Source organism: Micromonospora sp. NPDC023956 (assembly GCF_040639195.1).
GTDB lineage: Bacteria > Actinomycetota > Actinomycetes > Mycobacteriales > Micromonosporaceae > Micromonospora.
The window spans coordinates 203,144-220,655 of sequence record NZ_JBEZZN010000007.1 but is presented as its reverse complement, the minus strand read 5'-3'; the positions used below and the strand labels follow the sequence as shown (position 1 = coordinate 220,655).

Sequence of the window (17,512 nt, the reverse complement as noted above, 5' to 3'; positions counted from 1 at the left end):
GGCCCGGCCGGCGGGTGGGCCGGGCACTTCCCGACCGGACCCGGGAGTCCGCGCGCGGGTGGTCTCAGGCGGAGCGGACGGTGGAGGTGGGCGGCTCGTAGGCCCGGCGGGGCTCGGGCGACCCGGCCGGGAACCGCCGCTCGGGCGGAGCGGCCGGCGGGCGGTACGACTCGGCACCGGGACCGGGCGGGTCGGCCGGGGGCCGGTGCGGCTCGGAGGCGGGCCGGTGCGGACCGGCCGGCGGGGAGCGGCGGGACACCTCCCGGAACTCACCGAGCCCGCGCCGCAGCGCCTCCCGTCCGGCCGGGCTCATCCCGGCGAGTATCTCGGCCAGCCGCGCCTGCCGGTCGGCGCGCAGCTCGGCGAGGAACCGCGCGGCCTCCGGAGTGAGGTGCAGGGAGATCTCCCGGCGGTCGTACCGGCCGGGCTCACGGTCGAGCATGCCGGCGGCGACCAGCCGGTCGCACAGCCGGCTGGCCGAGGAGAGCAGCGTCCCGAGGGTGGTGGCGAGTCGCCGGAGGTTGATCCCGTCGTGCTGCTCCACCACCATGACCGCCCGGAGCTGGGCGGTGGAGAGCCGGTTCGTCGTCCGCTCCCGTGCTTCCTCCCACACGGACACCAGGGCGGCCACCGCATCGTCGAGCGCGGCGACCATACTCGCTTCTGGTTCGGGCGGACGGTGTTCTTCGGCCATCGTGTACCTGAGACTACCCCCGATCCGCTGGTGGGCGGACTGTCAGAAGGAGCAGCCATGAGCGAACCGGTCAACCGGGCACGACGCGCCCTGACCGACGCGCCGGCGGATCTCCTGCTGGACCGGATCGCCGCCGAACTGGCCCGCTCGTACGCGGTCGACGGCGTCGAGTTGTTCCAGGTCGACTACCGGCTGTCGATGCTGCTGCCGCTCGGCGACGGGACGCCGCTGACCGAGCCCGGCCACCCCGGCTGGCGCTGCTTCGACCACCAGGAGCCGGTGCTGGCCGCCGGCACCGGCTACTTCCCGGTGAGCGTGCGGGGCGAGCGGGGCGGCGTGCTCCGGCTGACCCCGGTGCCGGAGGACCCGGCGGTCGTCGCCGAACTGGCCGAGATCGCCACCGTGTTCGGGCACGAGTTGGCCGCCGTCTCGGCCGGCACCGACGTCTACCGCAGGGCACGACGCAGCCGCCGACTCACGCTCGCCGCCGAGATGCAGTGGGAGTTGCTGCCCGGACGCAGCCGGGTCCGGCCGTCGTTCAGCCTCGCCGGACAGCTCGAACCGGCGTACGCGGTGCGCGGCGACAGCTTCGACTGGTCCGACGACGGGAACCGGCTCTGGTTGTCGGTGATCAACGGGATGGGCGAGGGCGTCGCCGCCTCGATGCTGACCTCGCTCGCCGTCCACGCGCTGCGCAACGCCCGGCGGGCCGGACTGTGCCTGGCCGACCAGGCCGCGCTGGCCGACCAGGCGATCTACGCGATGCACCACGGCGACCAGCACCTCTCCGTGCTCCTGTTGGAGCTGGACCTGCGCGACGGGACGGTGACCGTGGTGGACGCGGGCTCCCCCCGGCTGGTGCTGCTCCGCGGCGGCGAGGTGCACGAGCACCCGCTGGAGGCGCAGTTCCCGCTCGGCATGTTCGACGGCACCGACTACGGGTCCCAACAGTTCCGGCTGGAACGCGACGACCGGCTCTTCGTGGTCAGCGACGGGGTGGTCGAGGCCGCCGGGCAGGAGGTCCGGTACGGCGACACGGCGCTGGCCCGCTTCCTGCGCCGGACCGGGCCGATGGCACCGCTGGACGCCGTCCGGTCGCTCATCGGCGACCTGCGCGCCTTCGTCACCCGGGACCTGGTCGACGACGCGGTCGTGGTGTGCCTGGACTGGACCGGTCCCCAGCCCTGACGGGGCGGAGGGGGCACCGGTCGCCGGCCGGTGGAACGCCGATGGCTGCCGGACCGGTCACCGGTCGCCGGCCGGGGAACGCCGACGGGTGTCGGGGGCACCGACCGGCCGCCCGTCACGGACGAGGACCGTCGATCAGTAGGCGCCGCGACTGTTGACCACCGCGCCGAAGGTCTTCCACAGGATGGTCAGGTCGGCCGCCAGGGACCAGTTCTCCACGTAGTACAGGTCGAGCCGGATGCCGTCCTCCCAGCTCAGGTCGGAGCGTCCGCTGACCTGCCAGAGCCCGGTCATGCCCGGCTTGACCAGCAGCCGGCGGGCGACGTCGCCGTCGTAACGGGCCACCTCGGAGGGGAGCGGCGGGCGCGGGCCGACCAGGCTCATGTGCCCGATCAGCACGTTGGCGAGCTGGGGCAGCTCGTCCAGGGACCACTTGCGCAGCAACCGGCCGACCCGGGTCACCCGGGGGTCGTCGCGCATCTTGAACAGCAGCCCGTCGCTCTCGTTGCGGACGGTCAACTCGGCGAGCATCGCGTCGGCGTTGACCACCATGGTCCGGAACTTGAAGACGCCGAACTCGCGTCCGCCCTGCCCGACCCGGACCTGCCGGAACAGCACCGGGCCCCGGCTGTCCACCCGGATCGCCAGGGCGATCAGCGCCAGCAGCGGCGCCAACAGCGCCAACGCGAACAGTGAGATCGAACGGTCGACGAGTCCCTTGACCAGCTTGCGGGCGCCCCGGAACTCGGGGGCCTCCACGTGGATCAACGGCAGGCCGGCGACCGGCCGGGTGTGGATGCGCGGGCCGGCCACGTCGGTCAGCGCCGGGGCGAGCACCATGTCGATCCCGGTGCCCTCCAGCTGCCAGCCGAGCCGACGCAGCCGGGCCGCGGTCAGCTCGGCCGAGGCGGTGATCGCCACGGTGTCCGCCCCGATGGCCTCGGCCGCCTCCACGATGCCCCGGAACGACCCGACCACCGGCACGTCCCCGAGCCGCTGCGGGACCGGGGCGAGCAGGGCGTCCGGGATGCAGGCACCGGCGACGTGGTAGCCGGCGTACGGCTCGCGGCGCAGGGTGTGCACGAGTTCGAGCACGTGCGGGGTGTCCCCCACCGCCAGCACCCGACGGGACCAGCCGGCCCCCCGACACCGGTCGAGGTGCAGCCGCTTGCGGACGGCGAACCGGGCCACCAGCAGCCCGACCGTACCGACCGCCAGGGTGATGGCGAGGAACCCGCGCGAGACGCCCACGTCGGCGATGTAACCGGTGATGGCGATCGTCGCGGCCAGTCGGAGACTCGCCTGGGTGACCCGGCGGTACTCGTCGGCGCCGTAGCCGAGGAGTCGGGCGTCGTAGCAGCGCAGGATCTTCAGGGAGAGCAGCCAGGCGATCATCACCCCCGGAGCCACCAGGACGTACGGGACCTCCGAGCCGCGCGGCTCGTACTCGCCGAACCGGGTGACGTAACCCACCAGCACGGCAACGGCGATGATGGCGGTGTCGAACACCACCAACGTCCGGATGTAGGCCCGTTCGTCGGCTCGGGTCGCCCGCGTCGTCCGCCGCCCGGCGGACGCGGCCGACGTCGAGGCGGGGGTCAACAGCGCCGAGGTCAACGACCCTCCCCACTAGCGTCGATGGCGCCCCGCCCGGACCGGCTCCCGGTGGCCGGTGCCGCGAGGCACCCGGACATCTTCCCCCGAAAGCCGCCGGTCACGGTAGCCACGGACGGAATGCCGTCAGAAGGAAGGTCCAGTGTGGACGGACGCGACCGCGCCACGGCCGCGCGTGGTGCCCCGGAGCGCCCCTCACTGTCCGGCCGGTCAGCGCGGCGCGTTCGGCCGGAGCGCGACCGCCCGGAGGAAGATCTCGCCGATCCCCTTCGGGTCCTCGGTGACGAACACCCCACCACCGGTGACCTTGGTGATCGCCTCCAGCTCGGCCCGGCTGACCTCCCCACCGATCCCGATGATCACGACCTGGACGGGTCGCTCCGGGTCGGCGATCCGGGTCAACTCGGCGAGCAGTTCGCGCTGGCTGATCCCGTCGGCGTCCTCGTTCTTGCCGTCGGTGAAGAGCACCAGCGAGTTGACCCGACCGGGCTCCCAGTCGCCCTGGACCGTCCGGTAGGCGGCCAGCACCGTGTCGTAGAGGCCGGTGTCCCCGTCCGGCGTGGGGCGGATCCCCCCGAGCGCGGCCTTCAGTTGGCTCCGCTGGGTGGAGAGCGGACCGATCGGGAGCAGTTCCCGGTAGTCCCGGCGGCCGACCATCTCGGTGGAGAAGGTCCACAGCCCGACCGCCCACGAGTCGTCGACGAGATCCATGCCCCGCAGGGCGGCGGCGACGGTGACCTGGGCCCGGGTGGCGTTGCCGGCGGTCGGCACCGGCTGCTTCATCGAGCCGGAGACGTCGATGACGCAGAGCATCCGACCGGACTGGGTGGCGATCGACCAGCCCGACACGGCGGCGTCGACCGCCGAGGGGTCCGGCCCGCCGGCCGCCGTGCCACCGTTGCCCCGCAGCGCGACCACGTCCCCGGTCGGCGCCCCCGTCGGGGCCTCGAACCCGGCCCCACCGACCCCGTCCGGCCCGCGCAGCGCCTGTCCGACCAGCCGGTCCTGGACCGTCGGGGCGGTGAGCGCCCCGAACAGCGCCTCCGCGGCGGACGCCTTGGCCGGCTCGATCCCCGGCAGCACCGCGTACGGGTAGTCCAGCGGCAGCGGTGCGGGATCCAGGTAGAGCGCGGCGAGCGGCACCGGCGGCTTGGTCCGGTTGTAGGCGATCACGTCCTCCTCGGAGAGGGCGGCGGCGCCGAGGCCGGCGGCGAGGGCGGCCGGATCCGTGGAACGGGGGAATCGGGCGAGCAGGTCCTGTCGCAGCGCGGACCGGCCGGTGGCCAGGGCCCGCAGGGCGGCCGTCTTGGCCTGCTGGCTGTCGCCCCCGACCGAGCCCGCCGCCCGGGTGAGGGCGAGCAGCCCGGCCAGGCCGGCGGCGTCGCGGGTCGGTTCGACGATCCCGGTCCGCAGCTTCGTGTCGGTGTTCATCTGCCGGACCAGGTCCACCCAGGTCAGCTTCTGTTGCGGCCAGCCCAGCCGGGTGGCGACCGGCTCGGGCATGGCGACCACGACGGGGCTGCGGGCGATCGAGCCGCCGTTGCCGGGGGCGAAGGCGGTGGCGCCGCTGTTCCTGATCCGCAGCAGCCAGGTCGAGGAGTCCGGCACCCAGATGTCGGGGGTGATCGCCGTGCCGCTGGCCTGCCCCACCCCGGCCAGGGTGACGCCGTGCTTGCCGGCGACCGCCGCCGCCACCTCGACCGGATCCTGGGCGGAGACCTCGACCGTGACGCAGGTGCCGCCGGCCGACGCGCCCCCGGTCTGCCACTGCTCGGCCACCGCCTGCACTGCGGGGGCGATCTCGGGGGCAGCCGCCACGGTCAGCTCGACCTGCCCGGAGCAGCCCGCCGGGGACAACTGTCGGTAGCCGAACCACGACCCGGCGACAACGACGACAAGCGCCGTCGCCGAGGCGACGGCGCCTGCTCCGCGAAATCCTGAACGCATGCGATGGCGGCCCGACACCCTGACCATGTTGCGGCCCGATGAACGGCGCGGCTACCTCCGTTCGGACGAAAGTTACACAGGATGAACAGCTGACCTGGGCTTATTCACAATTGTTCACGCTGGGTGGTTAACAGGTACGAACGGTCAGAGCAGGACGCAACTCGGGCTCGGCACCGGTACCGGTTCGCCCGCCGGCTCGGGCACTCCGGTGACCGGGTCGACCCGAAAGGCCCGGACCATGTCGGCTCGCTGGTCGGCCAGGTAGAGATCCTGCCCGGCCCAGGCGAAGTGCCGGGGCCACTCCCCGCCGGTGTCCACCTCGGCGACGAGTTCCGGAAGATCACCGTGGATGGCGAAGACCGCCAGCGTGCCGACGCCCCGGTTGGCGACGTAGAGGAACCGTCCCTGCGGACCCACCGCGATCTCCGACGGCTGCACGTGCCCGGTCCGGGCGCTGGCCGGTACCCGCCCCCGCTGTCGCAGCGCGCCCCCGGCGTCCCGGTCCAGGACGGTGACCGTGCCGTCCAGTTCGCCGACCAGGTAGACCCGGCGGCCGTCCGGGTGGCGGGCCAGGTGCCGGGGGCCGCTTCCGGCCTGGACCCGCGCCCGGGGCTCGCACGGCACCAGCCGGCCGGTGGCGGCGTCCAGGTCGTACCGGTACACCGAGTCGGTGCCGAGGTCGACGACGTAGAGCGGCCCACCGTCGGGGTCCGGTGAGACCATGTGCGCGTGGGCCGCCTCCTGCCGCTCCGGGTCCGGGCCCTGCCCCGAGTGCACCACCAGGTCACTTCGCCCGGTCGGCACCCCCGCCCCGTCGAGCGGGAAGACCGCCACGCTGCCCCCGCCGTAGTTGGCGGCGACCAGGTGACGACCGTCCGGCGTGACCGCCAGGTGGCAGGGTTCGGCTCCACCGGTGTCCCCGGTGCCCAGCGGGATCAGGTCGCCGTCCGGCCCGATCCGCCAGGCGCTGACCTGCCCCTCGGGCAGTTCGTTCGCCGCGTACAGCACCGGCAGGGTGGGATGCCGGACCAGGAACGACGGCGACGCGGTGACCGCCACCGTGCCGAGCGGCGTCAACGCGCCGGTCCGCGGATCCCGCCGGGCGGCCACGATGCCGTCGCCCTTCCCGTCGCTCTCCCTGGTGTAGCCGCCGATGTGGACGACGTTCCGCTGGTCGGTCACGGCACCCCTCTCCTCTGGTCCGGGTCGACCCCACCAGCCTTCCCGTGATCACCGCCCGGTGAACCCGCTCCGCCGGACTTTTCCGCCCGTCCGGGAACGCCACCGCCGTCAGGCGGCCGGCTCACCGCGCTGCGCCGCGACGTGCTCCACCAGGGAGACCAGCACCAGCTTGCCGGACTGGCGGTCCCGGGCGTCGCAGAGCACGAGCGGCACGTCCGGGTCGAGGTCCAGCGCGCGCCGCACCGAGTTGAGGTCGAACCGGCGGGCCCCGTCGAAGCAGTTGACCCCGACGACGAACGGGATGCCCCGCTGCTCGAAGTAGTCCACCGAGGGGAAGCAGTCGGCCAGCCGACGGGTGTCGGCGAGCACCACCGCGCCCAGCGCGCCGAAGGCCAGCTCGTCCCAGAGGAACCAGAAGCGGTCCTGCCCCGGCGTACCGAAGAGGTAGACCTGGAGGTCCTCGTTGATGGTGATCCGGCCGAAGTCCATGGCGACCGTGGTGGTGGACTTGCCCTCCACGCCGGAGGTGTCGTCGGTGCCGACGCCGGCGCTGGTGAGCACCTCCTCCGTCTGCAACGGACGGACCTCGCTCAGCGCACTCACCAGGGTCGTCTTGCCGGCCCCGAAGCCCCCGGCGATCAGGATCTTCAGTGCCAGCGGAACCCGCTGACCGGATCCGGCACGGTCAGAGTGCACGGAGTCCATTCGCCACCGCCTTGAGAATGTTGTCGTCGGGAAGGTACGAGGTGGACGGCGGCTCGTGCACGGTGACGAGTCCACCGGTGAGCAGGTCGCCGAGTAGCACCCGGACCACGCCGACGGCGAGGTCGAGGTGCGCGGCGAGTTCCGCCACCGACATCGGCTCCACGGCCAACTCGACCAGGTGCCGGTGTTCCGGGTGCAGGTGGGGGTGGTCGTCCGGGTCGCTGCCCCGGATCGCCAGCACGAACGCGACCAGATCGAAGTCACCGGCGGCCGAGGTTACCCGCCCGCCGGTGACGGCGTACGGGCGGACGACCGGGCCGGCCTCGTCGTCCAGCCACTCGTGCCGGGGCCCCGGCGGCTCAGCCCGCATCGGCCACGACCGTCGAGGCCCGGGACGGACTGCTCAGCGTCTCCCCCACCCGGGTCACCAGCATCGCCATCTCGTACGCCACCAGACCGATGTCCGTGTCCGCGTCGCTGAACACGGCCAGGCACGCGCCGTGGCCGGCGGAGGTGACGAAGAGGTACGCCGACTCCATCTCGACCACCGTCTGGCGGACCGGTCCGGCGGTGAAGTGTCGGCTGGCCCCCTTCGCCAGGCTGGCGAAGCCGGAGGCCAGGGCGCAGAAGTGCTCGGCCGCGTCCCGTTCCAGCCCGGCGGAGGCGCCCATGAGCAACCCGTCCGCGGAGAGCACCACCGCCTGCTGGGCGGCCGGCACCCGGTCCACCAGTTCGTCGAGCAGCCAGCCGAGATCGGTGGTCTGCCTCGTGGGTTGCACCACTACCCGTCCCTTCCACGTCCGGTGACAGTTTCGACGGACGCCCCACCGGGTCGCACCCGGGGTAGCTCCGTGGTCGGTTGGTCTGCGGTCACCTCGGTCGACACGGTCGGGGCGACCGGCACCGTGGGGGCGTCGACCGGCCCGGTGGGGGTGCCGCCCGCCGCGCCGGTGGAGGCGGTCGGCCGCACCGGTCCCGGCGCTTCGGCGGTGCCCGGTGACCCGGGCGGCGCACCACCGGATCCGGCCGGAGCCAAGGGCGCGTCGGGAACCGCCGGGGCGGACGGACCGGCCGCGGGCCCGGCCGGAACGGACGACGCACGGCCGGCCTCGGTCGGGTTGGCGCCCGCGCGTCGCCCCCGGGCGGTGCCCGACTGGAGCGCCGCCATCGCCGCCCGCACCTGCTCGGGGGTACGTGGCGACGGCTCGGCGGGGACCGGGCGGCGGGCCTGTCGGGCCGGACCCCGCTGACGGACCCGTCGGGGCAGCCCGTCCGGGCCGATCGGCATCTCGGCGGGCGCCGGCCCCGACCGCGCCAGCGGCACCACCGAGGGCGGTTCCGCCCGCCTGCGCGCGCGGGTCGAACGGGGGCGCGGCAGCGTGCTCAGCTTCGTCACCTTGGCCATCCGGTCGCCGGAGCGGTCGGCGGCCGGCCGGGGCGGCTCGGTGGTCACCAGATCGGGCGGGAGGAGGACCACGGCGGTCACCCCGCCCTCCGCGCCGGTGCGCAGCCGCACCCGGACACCGTGCCGGGCCGCGAGCCGGGCCACCACGAAGTGCCCGAGGCGGGCACTGGTCCTCGGGTCGAACTCCGGCGAGCGGGCCAGTTGCCGGTTGGCCTCCTCGATCGCCTCGGCGGTCATCCCGAGACCCCGGTCGGAGATCGCGACGGCGTACCCGTTGGGCAGCAGTTCACCGCGGACCCAGACCCGGGTGTCCGGGGCGGAGAAGGAAGTGGCGTTCTCGATCAACTCGGCCAGGAGGTGCATCACGTCGCCGACCGCCCGGCCGACCACGGCGGTGGGCTGCACGGGGGCGATGTCCACCCGGTCGTACGCCTCGACCTCGGAGATCGCGCCCCGGACCACGTCGAGTACGGCGACCGGGTTGCGCCAACCGCGCCCCGGCGCCGCCCCGGCGAGGATGACCAGGTCCTCGGCGTGCCGACGCATCCGGGTGGCGAGGTGGTCGACCTGGAACAGCTCGGCCAGCTCCTCCGGGTCCTCGGTACGGCGCTCCATCCGGTCGAGCAGGGCGAGCTGTCGGTGCACCAGCCCCTGGGTACGCCGGGCGATGTTGAGGAAGACCTGGTTGAGCCCGTGCCGCAGGGCCGCCTCGTCCACGGCCGACCGGACGGCGGTCCGCTGGACGGCACCGAACGCCTGCCCGACCTGGCCGATCTCGTCGGTGCCGAACTCCAGGAGCGGGGCCTCCCGGATGACGTCGACCTCCTCGCCCCGGCGCAGCCGGGCCACCACGTCGGGCAGGCGCCGCTCGGCCAGTTCGGTGGCGGCCGTCCGGACCCCGGTCAGCCGGCGGACCAGCGAACGCCCGACCCGTAGCGCCACGACCAGGGAGACCACCACGGCCACCAGGCCGAGCAGCCCGGCGGCGGCGAGCCGGCCGAGGATGCCGAGGGCCGCCGGCACCGACCGCTCGGTCAGCGCCTCCGCCTCGGCCAGCTCGAACTCCCGCAGCTGGCGCTGGACGACGTCGTGGGTGGTCTGCCAGGTCCGGGCGTCCACCGACGGCGGTTCGGCCGGGTCGGCGGCGACCAGCTCGTCCTGCATCCGCCGCAGCCGGAGGAAGTCCGCCCCCTCGGTCAGCCGCTGGAAGGCGCTGCGGGTGGTGGCCGGCAGGTCGTCGACGGCCACGCCGGTGACGTACCGCTGGTTGCCGATGGTCTGCACCAGCGCGGCGTGCTCGCCGCGGGCGAACCGGCCGGCGGTGAACGCCCCGGCGGCGTACGCGTCGGTCTGGCCGAGCAGTTCCCGGGCCTGGCCGAGGGTGCTGAGCGCCCGCGCCTGCCGGGTGAGGTCGACGTCCGGGCCGGTGGCCATGGCGGAGTAGATCTGGAACAGGGTGGTGAGCACGCCGGTGTAGAGGCCGTGCGCGCCGGCCCGGTCCACCTGCCGCTGGTCGATGAACCTCCGCCCGGCGGGGAGCGCGTCCAGGGCGGTGAGGAGCCGGTCGAGGCGGGCGTCGACCAGGTCGGCGGCGGCGTCCCGCAGGTCCCGGCCGTCGGCCCGGCGCCGCAGCTCGGCCACCGCCGCGTCGGTGCGCAGCCGCTGGTCGCGCAGCTCGGCCACCTCACGGGGGCCGGCGAGCTGCACCACCGAGAGCCGGCGCTCGCGTTGCAGCTCGACCACCACCCGGTCGCCCGGCAGACCCAGGTCACGCAGGAGGGTTCCGGCGGCGAGCAGGTCGAGGGCCGGCCCGAGGGCCAGCGTGGTGGCGAAGATCCACAGTGCCAGCAGCGCGGACAGCGGGACGACGACCAGCGCGGTCAGCTTCTTGCGGATCGGCCAGTCGCGGGAGTTCATCAGCACCTCGCCCGGAAGGTGTGGCAGGAGTGGCGCCGGCAGCCGGCCGGGCAGCGACGCCCGGCGCACCGGGCACCGGTACGAGCGCCTTGGGCAGGATACGTAATCGTGCGCTGATGCACTACCGTCCGTTCCGTCCGCTCGGGTTCGGGCCGACTCGGTCCATCATGGACGAACGTACGCCGGCACCCCGCCGCGGTCGCGCGGGGGTGCCCGGTGACGCCGGTCGCGCGTACCCGGCCGGTGCGGGTGGGACCGCCCCGGCGGGGTGCCGGCCGTCGTTGCGGTCGGGGTTCCGGCGGACGGTGCCGATCGGAGCAGACCGGCATGACTCCCCCCAAACCCTCTTTCTGGAACGAGTCAAGTTATCGCGCACAATCATCATGTCGGCCCGGTCATGTCGGACACCTCAGCGGGAAAGTAGGCGCAATCGGGATTGGCGATCAGGTCAACGCGGGAATACCAGGTGACGAAGGAGGAGGCCATGTCGCCCACGCAGGTAGTCGTCATCGTTCTCGTCGTACTCGTGGTCGCCGCCGGGATCGCGCTGGCCGTGACGGCCATGCGCCGCCGGCAGCTGCGCCAGCGGTTCGGACCCGAATACGACCGGGTCGTCGCCGAGCGCGCGAACCGCAGCGAGGCGGAGAAGGAACTCCGCGCCCGCGAGCGCCGCCACGCCGAGCTGACCCTGACCCCGCTCAGCCCGGAGTCGCGCACCCGCTACACCGCCGCGTGGGAGGAGGTCCAGCTCCGCTTCGTCGACACGCCCGCCGAGGCGGTCGGCGACGCCGACGCGCTGGTCTCCCGGCTGATCGCCGAGCGCGGCTACCCGACCGGGGACTTCGACGAGCAGGCCGCCCACCTCTCCGTCGGGCACGCCCGCACGCTCACCCGCTACCGGGAGGCCCACGAGATCCACCTGCGCAACGAGCGCGGCGAGGCCAGCACCGAGGAGCTGCGGCAGGCAGTCGTCCACTACCGGGCGCTCGTCACCGACCTGCTCGACGGCGACCCGGTCGCGGCCCAGCCGCCGGCGGCACGCAGCGCCGAACAGACCGATTCCCCGCACGACGTCACGAGCCGCTGAGGAGGCCGCCGCCATGCGCCAGCAGGAACACCACACCGACCATCCCGAGGTGGTCCGCTCGGAGCCGGTACCGGTACCGCACGACACGGCCGACCGGCACACCGACCGCGCCGGTCGGACCGAGGTACCCGAGGACGCGCTCGACGACCGGGGCACCTTCGACGCACCCTCGGACGCACCGCGCCGGGACGACCGGGGCCACGACCGGACCGGGGAGCACCGGGACGGTCCTCGGGGGGACGGCGACCAGCGGCCGGACTTCCACGAGCCGGGCCCGGTGCCGACCGCGTTCGGCGCGACCACGGTCGGCGGTGCGGTGGCCGCCTCGGCGCTGGCCAGCCCGATCCCCGCCGACGAGCCGGACCCCCGTGAGGAGCGCACCGCCCGCCCCGGTGACGGTGTCGCCGGCGAGCGGGGGGTCGACCACCGGGCGGACCCGACCGCGCTGCTGCACGGCCACCACCGCGCCCAGACCGTCGACGAGGCCGAGCCGACCGACCAGCCCCGGGACCGGGCACCCGGCGACGCGACCGCCGGTCACCGGACCGACGGTCGGGAGACCGACCCGGATTGGGACGGCGGGGCAGGACGGGACACCGGCGCCGGCTACGGCAGCCCGGCCCCGAGCATGGTGGACCCGGACGCCGCGTCGGTGCCGACGTCCACCGCCGGCAGCCCGGACACCCTGACCGCCGCCGGCACGACCGGTTCCTCCGCGTCCGTCCTCACCGAGCCGGCCACCCTCCTGGACCCGGGCACCGCGCAGGGCTTCCGGGACCGCTGGCGGGACGTCCAGCTCCGGTTCGTCGACGATCCCAAGGCGGCGGCCGGGCAGGCACAGGGGCTGGTGGAGGAGGCGATCCACGCGCTCGCCGCCGCCCTGGCCGAGCAGAAGAACCAGATCGGCGGTTGGCAGGACGACGGGTCCGCCGACACCGAGCAGCTCCGCCAGGCGGTACGCCGGTACCGCGACTTCCTCGACCGGGTCCTCGGCCGCTGAGCCGACGAACCGACACCTTCCCGGAACACCCCGGTCGCGTCGCGGCCGGGGTGTTCCGCGTACCGGGCCCGCGATCCGCCACCGGCCCCCGGGGTCCTGGTTCGCCCGCGCCGGGCCGGCCCCGAGCCAGCGTGCCTCTCGACGGCCGCGCGGCAGGGCCGGCGCATGGGGTGGGCCCTGCCGGGTACGCGAGGGAGCAGGGATCGCGCCTGGGGACAGGAGGGCAGCAACCATGACGGATCGCGAGCGTAACGCCGACCGGCCGCTGGAGGAGAGCCCCGAGATGGCCGCCGCGGCGGACGACGACACGACGGTGCCGCAGTTGATGACCGGCGGAGGCCCGGACGACGAGAACCCGGAGTTCGTGACACCGGGTGAGTCCCCGGCGGAACGTGCTGACACCGACGAGCTGATCGGCGACGCGTACGCCGGCACCAGCGGCGTGGGCCGCACGACCGTCCGTACCGGCGCGGAGCAGCCCTGGGAGCCGGAGGACCTGGCGGTGGCGCGCGGCCAGGACCCGGATCCGGAGAACGTCGCACGGGCCCGGCGCGACCTGGCGCGGGAGGGACGGGCGGCGGTCGAGCGCACCGTGCCCTGACCACGGACAGGGCAGGGCCCCCGGCCGACCGCGTGGGTCGGGCCGGGGGCCCTGGGAAGGCCCGCCGCCTCCGGCGCCTCACAACCGGAAGCGGCGGGCAGGTGTGGCGGAGGTCAGGACAACGGCGGGTACGCGTTGCGCATGAGCTCCTGGAACTGGGCGGAGAACCAGGCACCGGAGATCGGCGCGTTGTCCAGCGCACCGCTCATGCTGTTGCCGTTACGCGGGTTACCGGTGTAGGTCGGGTCGCACATCCGGTCGAAGCCCTTGCCCTCGTCGTTCGGGATGAGCTTGCTGGAGCCGTCCGACTCGCCCGGGGGCTTCACCCAGACGTAGGCGTCGATGCCCGGCTCGGGGGCGGCCTTCGGCCGCTCACCGAGGCCCGCACCGGCCTGGTTGCACCAGTTGCCGGCGTGGATCCGGCGGTCGATACGGCCACCGTTGACGTAGGTGTCCACGTTGGTCGTCGCACCCGGACCGGTGGGCCGGGCGGAGCCGCCCCAGCCGTTGCGGGAGGTGTCGATCAGCATGCCGATGTTGGAGTTGAAGCCGATCCGGACCAGCTCGTTGCGGAACGCCTGGGCGAAGGTCAGCTCGTCGGTGTACTGGTTCCAGTCGATCCACTTCGACTGGCGGACGGACTGGCCGTTCACCTGGTCCGTGATCTTGACGTACGGCTCCTTCAGAGCGGAGTAGTTCGCCGTGTTGACGATGAAGCCGTGCACGTTGTTCACCGTGCTGCCGGAGGCCACCGCGGCCTCCTTGAGCTGGTTGGCGGTGGGGGTGAAGTTGCTGTCCCAGCCGATCCAGCCGTGGTGCGCGGCGTCGATGTAGTTGTAGACGTTGCCGAGCGCGCCCAGCTTGGCCAGGGCGTAGCCGACACCCTGGACGTACGCGCCGTTCGCCTTCACGGTGTCGCACATCGCGGTGCCACCCGGGTTGCCCGAGGTGTTGGTCACCAGGTTGGGCAGCGAGTCGATCTCGATGATGTTGATGATCCGCAGGGCCGCGTACTTCGGCTCGGCCTGGATCGCGGCGATCGGGTCGATGTACTGCGCCTTGTACTTGGGCAGCTCGTCCGCCTTCAGCTCACCGTTCGAGGCGAGCGCGGCGCAGTCCCGGCCGGGCAGGTTGTAGATGACGAACTGGATGTAGCCGGCGCCCTGGGCGAGCGCGGCGTCCAGGTGGTCCCGCACGCCCATCGAACCGTTCGAGCTGCTGTCGTCGGTGCCGTTGATGGCGGCGATCCGGTCCAGCCAGACGGCGGTCGGGTTGTTGGAGATCCGGCTACCGCCGGCCTCGCGGTCCGCCTTGGCCTTCCACTCCGGGTTGACGTAGCCCTTCACCCCGGCGTACGGGTTGTCCACCTTGGGGCCACCGGGCGGCGGCGTGGTGGGCGGCGGCGTCGTGGGGGGCGGGGTGGTGGGGGGCGGCGTGGTCGGCGGCGGGGTGGTGGGGGGCGTCCCGCCGTTGCAGGCCGTGCCGTTGATGGTGAACGACGTCGGCTTCGGGTTGCTGCCGCTCCAGGAGCCGTTGAAGCCGATGCTCGTGCTGGCCCCGGTGGCGAGCGCCCCGTTGTAGGCCTCGCTCTGCGCGGTGACGTTCTGGCCCGACTGCGACCAGCGGGCCGACCAACCCTGCTGCACCCGCTGGTTGGCGTCCGGGAAGGCGAAGCCGAGCGTCCAGCCGTTCAGCGGGTCGCCGAGGTTCTTGATGGTGACGGAGGCGGTGAACCCGCCCTGCCAGTCGCTGGACGTGTAGCTGACGTCGCACTGCGTCGCGGCGTGCGCCACGGTGACCGGAATGGTCACCAGGCCGCCGGCGACCAGGGCGCTCGCGCCGGTCAGCGCGAGTGCCCGCCGCCTGGCGGACAGACTTCTCCACAGATTCATGCCAGTGATCTCCTTGGGCGAGACCGGGACCAGGGAACGGCCCGGCTGCTTTCAGGCCCTGGAAACGTCGTTCCACAGAGGCCCTCGGGGGTGATGGGGATGCCCGACCCGGACGGGCAGCGGTGGTGCGGTGCGGCCGGACGGAGCCTGCCGGTGCAGCCGTGACGTCGTCCGGTGAAACCGGCTGCCCTCGACGCTCCCAGCTGCGCGGTGTGGCTCCTCGTACGCAGTGCAGTGATTCTTGCATGGGAGCGCTTCCATGACAACCTCTCGATACCTGCACGTCACTGACCGGCAATTTCCGGGCGACAGGCCAGCAACAGCGCACCCCGGACGGGCGGGACGGACCCCGCTTCACCGCTCGGCACGCCCAGTCCGCCAACAGACTGCTAAACGCGAATCTTTCCCCTCATAGGTCGCGAATCGGTCTAACGTCTGAACTAGCTCGGCTGCCGCCGGGTCAGGACGAAAAGGGATGGAGTGACGCAGGTCATGGCTACCAACAAGCTCGGGAAGGTCGTCGCAGGCGCCGCCCTCGGCGGAGCATCCTTGCTGGTCTTCACGCCGGGAATCGCCTTCGCCGACAACGGCGGCGGGCACGACGGTCACCGTGACGGCAAGGTCTACGCCGATCCGCACGCCGTGCAGCCCGGTCACGATGTCAAGCTCATCGAGGTCTGCGCGGCCCCGCAGGAGCAGGCCTTCGTCTGGTCGAAGGTGACCGGGAAGGTCAAGCTCCACGCGCGGGACCACCACAAGAAGGACCACGAGGCCGACCAGCAGGACGAGGAGTCCGGCAACGGCTCCCACCGGGGCCACCACTCGAAGAAGGGCCACGGCTCCGAGAACGGCAGCGACTGGGGCAACGGGTCGGAGAACGGCGACGAGTCCGGCACCGACGAGGGGCCCGGGGGCGGCTGGTCCGGCAACCACTCGGAGAACGGCGACAAGTCCGAGGGCGGCTGGCCCGGCAACGGTTCCGAGAACGAGGACGAGTCCGGCAACGGCGGAAAGAACCACGGCGACGAGTCCGGCAACGGCGGGAAGAGCCACGGCGACGAGGCCGAGCAGTCGGGTTCGAACAGCGAGTCCGGCGGCAAGGGGGCCGGCGACGAGGCCAAGGACGAGGCCAAGAAGAAGGCCGAGGCCGAGGCCGCCGCCAAGAAGAAGGCCGAGGAGGAGGCCGCACGGAAGAAGGCCGAGGCCGAGGCCGCCGCCGCCGAGGAAGAGGCGGCCGAGGAGGAGGCGGCCGAGGAGGAGGCCCGGAAGAAGGGGCCGAAGTTCGTGTACTACGGCGAGGCCGAGATCCCGTGGGACGCCGAGCCCGGCACGTACGAGCTCAAGGGCTCCTGTGGCGAGGGCACCCTGGTGGTCCTGCCCAAGGGCCACGTCGACGGCGGTGACGGTGGCGTCGCCGGCGGCGACCGCGGCATGGCGGTCAGCGGAGCGGCGATGCTCGGTGCCGCCGCCCTCGGCGGCATCGTGCTGATGCGCCGTCGTCGGGCCGATGAGCTGGTCTGACGCGGGGACGCCCGCCGGCGGCCGTCACGGGAAACCGTGGCGCGCCGCCGGCGCGGCCGTGGTGACCCTGACCGGTGTGCTGGGGGCAGGACTGCTCGGGGTCGGGTTGGCCGATCCCGAACCGGCCCGGCCGCCCCAGCCGGTGATCGGGGTGGAGGCTCCCCTCACCGGAGCCGCGCCGGACACCGCCGACCGGGCCGGAAGCGGTCCCGACGCGACGGCGACACCGGGCGCAGCGGGTGCGGCCGGGATGGCGCGGTCCGAACCGACCGCCATCACCATCCCCCGCATCGGCGTGCACGCCCCGGTCATGTCGCTGGGCGTGACGGCGGAGGGAACCGTCCAGGTGCCCCCGTTGGAGCAGGCACAGCTCGCCGGCTGGTACCGGCCCGGCCCCTCCCCCGGCGAGACCGGCAACGCGGTGATCGTCGGCCACGTCGACTCCAGCCACATCGGACCGGCCGTCTTCTACCACCTCGGCGCGCTGCTCCCCGGTGACACCATCTCCGTCGCCCGACGTGACGGTAGCTCCGCCGCCTTCCGGGTGGACGCGGTGCGGTCGTACCCGAAGACGGAGTTTCCCTCCGCGCTGGTCTACGGGCCGAACGAGCGGGCCGGACTGCGGGTGGTCACCTGCGGTGGCCAGTTCGACGAGCGGCTCCGCGACTACCCGGACAACGTGATCGTCTTCGCCACGCTGGTGTCCTGAGGACGGTGGCGGACGCCAGCGCGCCGCGGGTCCGGTGGTACCACCCCACC

15 protein-coding genes are annotated in these 17,512 nt (G+C 73.5%); 6 read left to right on the top strand and 9 right to left on the bottom strand.

Going from position 1 to position 17,512, the window contains the following annotated elements:
• Positions 1 to 64: 64 nt before the first annotated feature.
• Entirely contained in the window at positions 65 to 694 is a 630-nt protein-coding gene (locus AB0F58_RS16335) for a MarR family transcriptional regulator (protein ID WP_357143033.1), read from the bottom strand.
• 57 nt (positions 695 to 751) lie between these two features.
• On the opposite strand from AB0F58_RS16335, the gene AB0F58_RS16330 reads away from it, so the two are divergent.
• Positions 752 to 1,882 carry a PP2C family protein-serine/threonine phosphatase gene (locus AB0F58_RS16330; RefSeq protein WP_357143031.1) on the top strand — a complete coding sequence of 377 codons (1,131 nt, stop codon included), beginning with the start codon at positions 752 to 754 and terminating at the stop codon, positions 1,880 to 1,882.
• 135 nt (positions 1,883 to 2,017) lie between these two features.
• On the opposite strand, the gene AB0F58_RS16325 is transcribed toward AB0F58_RS16330, so the two are convergent.
• The 7 genes from AB0F58_RS16325 to AB0F58_RS16295 form a co-directional block, all read right to left on the bottom strand.
• Complete coding sequence (locus tag AB0F58_RS16325) at positions 2,018 to 3,487, bottom strand: sugar transferase (protein ID WP_357143268.1); 1,470 nt, start codon at positions 3,485 to 3,487, stop codon at positions 2,018 to 2,020.
• Between the two features lie 219 nt (positions 3,488 to 3,706).
• A complete protein-coding gene (locus AB0F58_RS16320; RefSeq protein ID WP_357143029.1) occupies positions 3,707 to 5,443 on the bottom strand; it encodes a substrate-binding domain-containing protein in 1,737 nt (578 codons plus the stop codon).
• A 144-nt stretch (positions 5,444 to 5,587) separates the two neighbouring features.
• Positions 5,588 to 6,625 carry a lactonase family protein gene (locus AB0F58_RS16315; protein WP_357143026.1) on the bottom strand — a complete coding sequence of 346 codons (1,038 nt, stop codon included), beginning with the start codon at positions 6,623 to 6,625 and terminating at the stop codon, positions 5,588 to 5,590.
• 108 nt (positions 6,626 to 6,733) lie between these two features.
• Positions 6,734 to 7,330: an ATP/GTP-binding protein gene (locus AB0F58_RS16310; RefSeq protein WP_357143024.1), complete on the bottom strand. Its 597-nt coding sequence runs from the start codon at positions 7,328 to 7,330 to the stop codon at positions 6,734 to 6,736.
• Positions 7,311 to 7,700, bottom strand: a complete 390-nt coding sequence (locus tag AB0F58_RS16305; RefSeq protein ID WP_357143022.1) for a DUF742 domain-containing protein — start codon at positions 7,698 to 7,700, stop codon at positions 7,311 to 7,313. The genes AB0F58_RS16310 and AB0F58_RS16305 overlap by 20 nt, the downstream gene beginning before the upstream one ends.
• A complete protein-coding gene (locus AB0F58_RS16300; protein ID WP_357143020.1) occupies positions 7,690 to 8,112 on the bottom strand; it encodes a roadblock/LC7 domain-containing protein in 423 nt (140 codons plus the stop codon). Before AB0F58_RS16300 ends, AB0F58_RS16305 begins: the two co-directional genes overlap by 11 nt.
• The gene (locus AB0F58_RS16295) at positions 8,112 to 10,652 is read right to left on the bottom strand and encodes a nitrate- and nitrite sensing domain-containing protein (RefSeq protein ID WP_357143266.1); all 2,541 of its coding nucleotides are present in this window, start codon (positions 10,650 to 10,652) and stop codon (positions 8,112 to 8,114) included. Before AB0F58_RS16295 ends, AB0F58_RS16300 begins: the two co-directional genes overlap by 1 nt.
• Positions 10,653 to 11,136: 484 nt before the next feature.
• On the opposite strand from AB0F58_RS16295, the gene AB0F58_RS16290 reads away from it, so the two are divergent.
• The 3 genes from AB0F58_RS16290 (at position 11,137) to AB0F58_RS16280 (ending at position 13,340) form a co-directional block, all read left to right on the top strand.
• Entirely contained in the window at positions 11,137 to 11,739 is a 603-nt protein-coding gene (locus tag AB0F58_RS16290; RefSeq protein ID WP_357143018.1) for a hypothetical protein, read from the top strand.
• Between the two features lie 13 nt (positions 11,740 to 11,752).
• Positions 11,753 to 12,739, top strand: coding sequence for a hypothetical protein (locus tag AB0F58_RS16285; protein ID WP_357143297.1), 987 nt, complete (start codon positions 11,753 to 11,755; stop codon positions 12,737 to 12,739).
• Between the two features lie 232 nt (positions 12,740 to 12,971).
• On the top strand, positions 12,972 to 13,340 hold the full coding sequence (locus tag AB0F58_RS16280) for a hypothetical protein (protein WP_357143016.1): 369 nt from the start codon (positions 12,972 to 12,974) through the stop codon (positions 13,338 to 13,340).
• A 113-nt stretch (positions 13,341 to 13,453) separates the two neighbouring features.
• Here AB0F58_RS16280 and AB0F58_RS16275 read toward each other — a convergent pair whose 3' ends face one another.
• Positions 13,454 to 15,232, bottom strand: a complete 1,779-nt coding sequence (locus AB0F58_RS16275) for a glycoside hydrolase family 6 protein (RefSeq protein WP_357143014.1) — start codon at positions 15,230 to 15,232, stop codon at positions 13,454 to 13,456.
• A 492-nt stretch (positions 15,233 to 15,724) separates the two neighbouring features.
• Between AB0F58_RS16275 and AB0F58_RS16270 the strand changes: the two genes are divergently transcribed.
• The gene (locus AB0F58_RS16270; protein WP_357143012.1) at positions 15,725 to 16,753 is read left to right on the top strand and encodes a hypothetical protein; all 1,029 of its coding nucleotides are present in this window, start codon (positions 15,725 to 15,727) and stop codon (positions 16,751 to 16,753) included.
• Positions 16,740 to 17,462 carry a class F sortase gene (locus AB0F58_RS16265; RefSeq protein ID WP_357143010.1) on the top strand — a complete coding sequence of 241 codons (723 nt, stop codon included), beginning with the start codon at positions 16,740 to 16,742 and terminating at the stop codon, positions 17,460 to 17,462. Before AB0F58_RS16270 ends, AB0F58_RS16265 begins: the two co-directional genes overlap by 14 nt.
• Positions 17,463 to 17,512 lie beyond the last annotated feature (50 nt).

Bases quoted from the DNA above. Each gene is read 5' to 3' on its own strand.
- AB0F58_RS16280 (WP_357143016.1), top strand. From the start codon at position 12,972: ATGACGGATCGCGAGCGTAACGCCGACCGGCCGCTGGAGGAGAGCCCC.
- AB0F58_RS16320 (WP_357143029.1), bottom strand. From the start codon at position 5,443: ATGCGTTCAGGATTTCGCGGAGCAGGCGCCGTCGCCTCGGCGACGGCG.
- AB0F58_RS16335 (WP_357143033.1), bottom strand. From the start codon at position 694: ATGGCCGAAGAACACCGTCCGCCCGAACCAGAAGCGAGTATGGTCGCC.
- AB0F58_RS16285 (WP_357143297.1), top strand. From the start codon at position 11,753: ATGCGCCAGCAGGAACACCACACCGACCATCCCGAGGTGGTCCGCTCG.
- AB0F58_RS16295 (WP_357143266.1), bottom strand. From the start codon at position 10,652: ATGAACTCCCGCGACTGGCCGATCCGCAAGAAGCTGACCGCGCTGGTC.
- AB0F58_RS16290 (WP_357143018.1), top strand. From the start codon at position 11,137: ATGTCGCCCACGCAGGTAGTCGTCATCGTTCTCGTCGTACTCGTGGTC.
- AB0F58_RS16265 (WP_357143010.1), top strand. From the start codon at position 16,740: ATGAGCTGGTCTGACGCGGGGACGCCCGCCGGCGGCCGTCACGGGAAA.
- AB0F58_RS16305 (WP_357143022.1), bottom strand. From the start codon at position 7,700: ATGCGGGCTGAGCCGCCGGGGCCCCGGCACGAGTGGCTGGACGACGAG.
- AB0F58_RS16310 (WP_357143024.1), bottom strand. From the start codon at position 7,330: ATGGACTCCGTGCACTCTGACCGTGCCGGATCCGGTCAGCGGGTTCCG.
- AB0F58_RS16330 (WP_357143031.1), top strand. From the start codon at position 752: ATGAGCGAACCGGTCAACCGGGCACGACGCGCCCTGACCGACGCGCCG.
- AB0F58_RS16270 (WP_357143012.1), top strand. From the start codon at position 15,725: ATGGCTACCAACAAGCTCGGGAAGGTCGTCGCAGGCGCCGCCCTCGGC.
- AB0F58_RS16275 (WP_357143014.1), bottom strand. From the start codon at position 15,232: ATGAATCTGTGGAGAAGTCTGTCCGCCAGGCGGCGGGCACTCGCGCTG.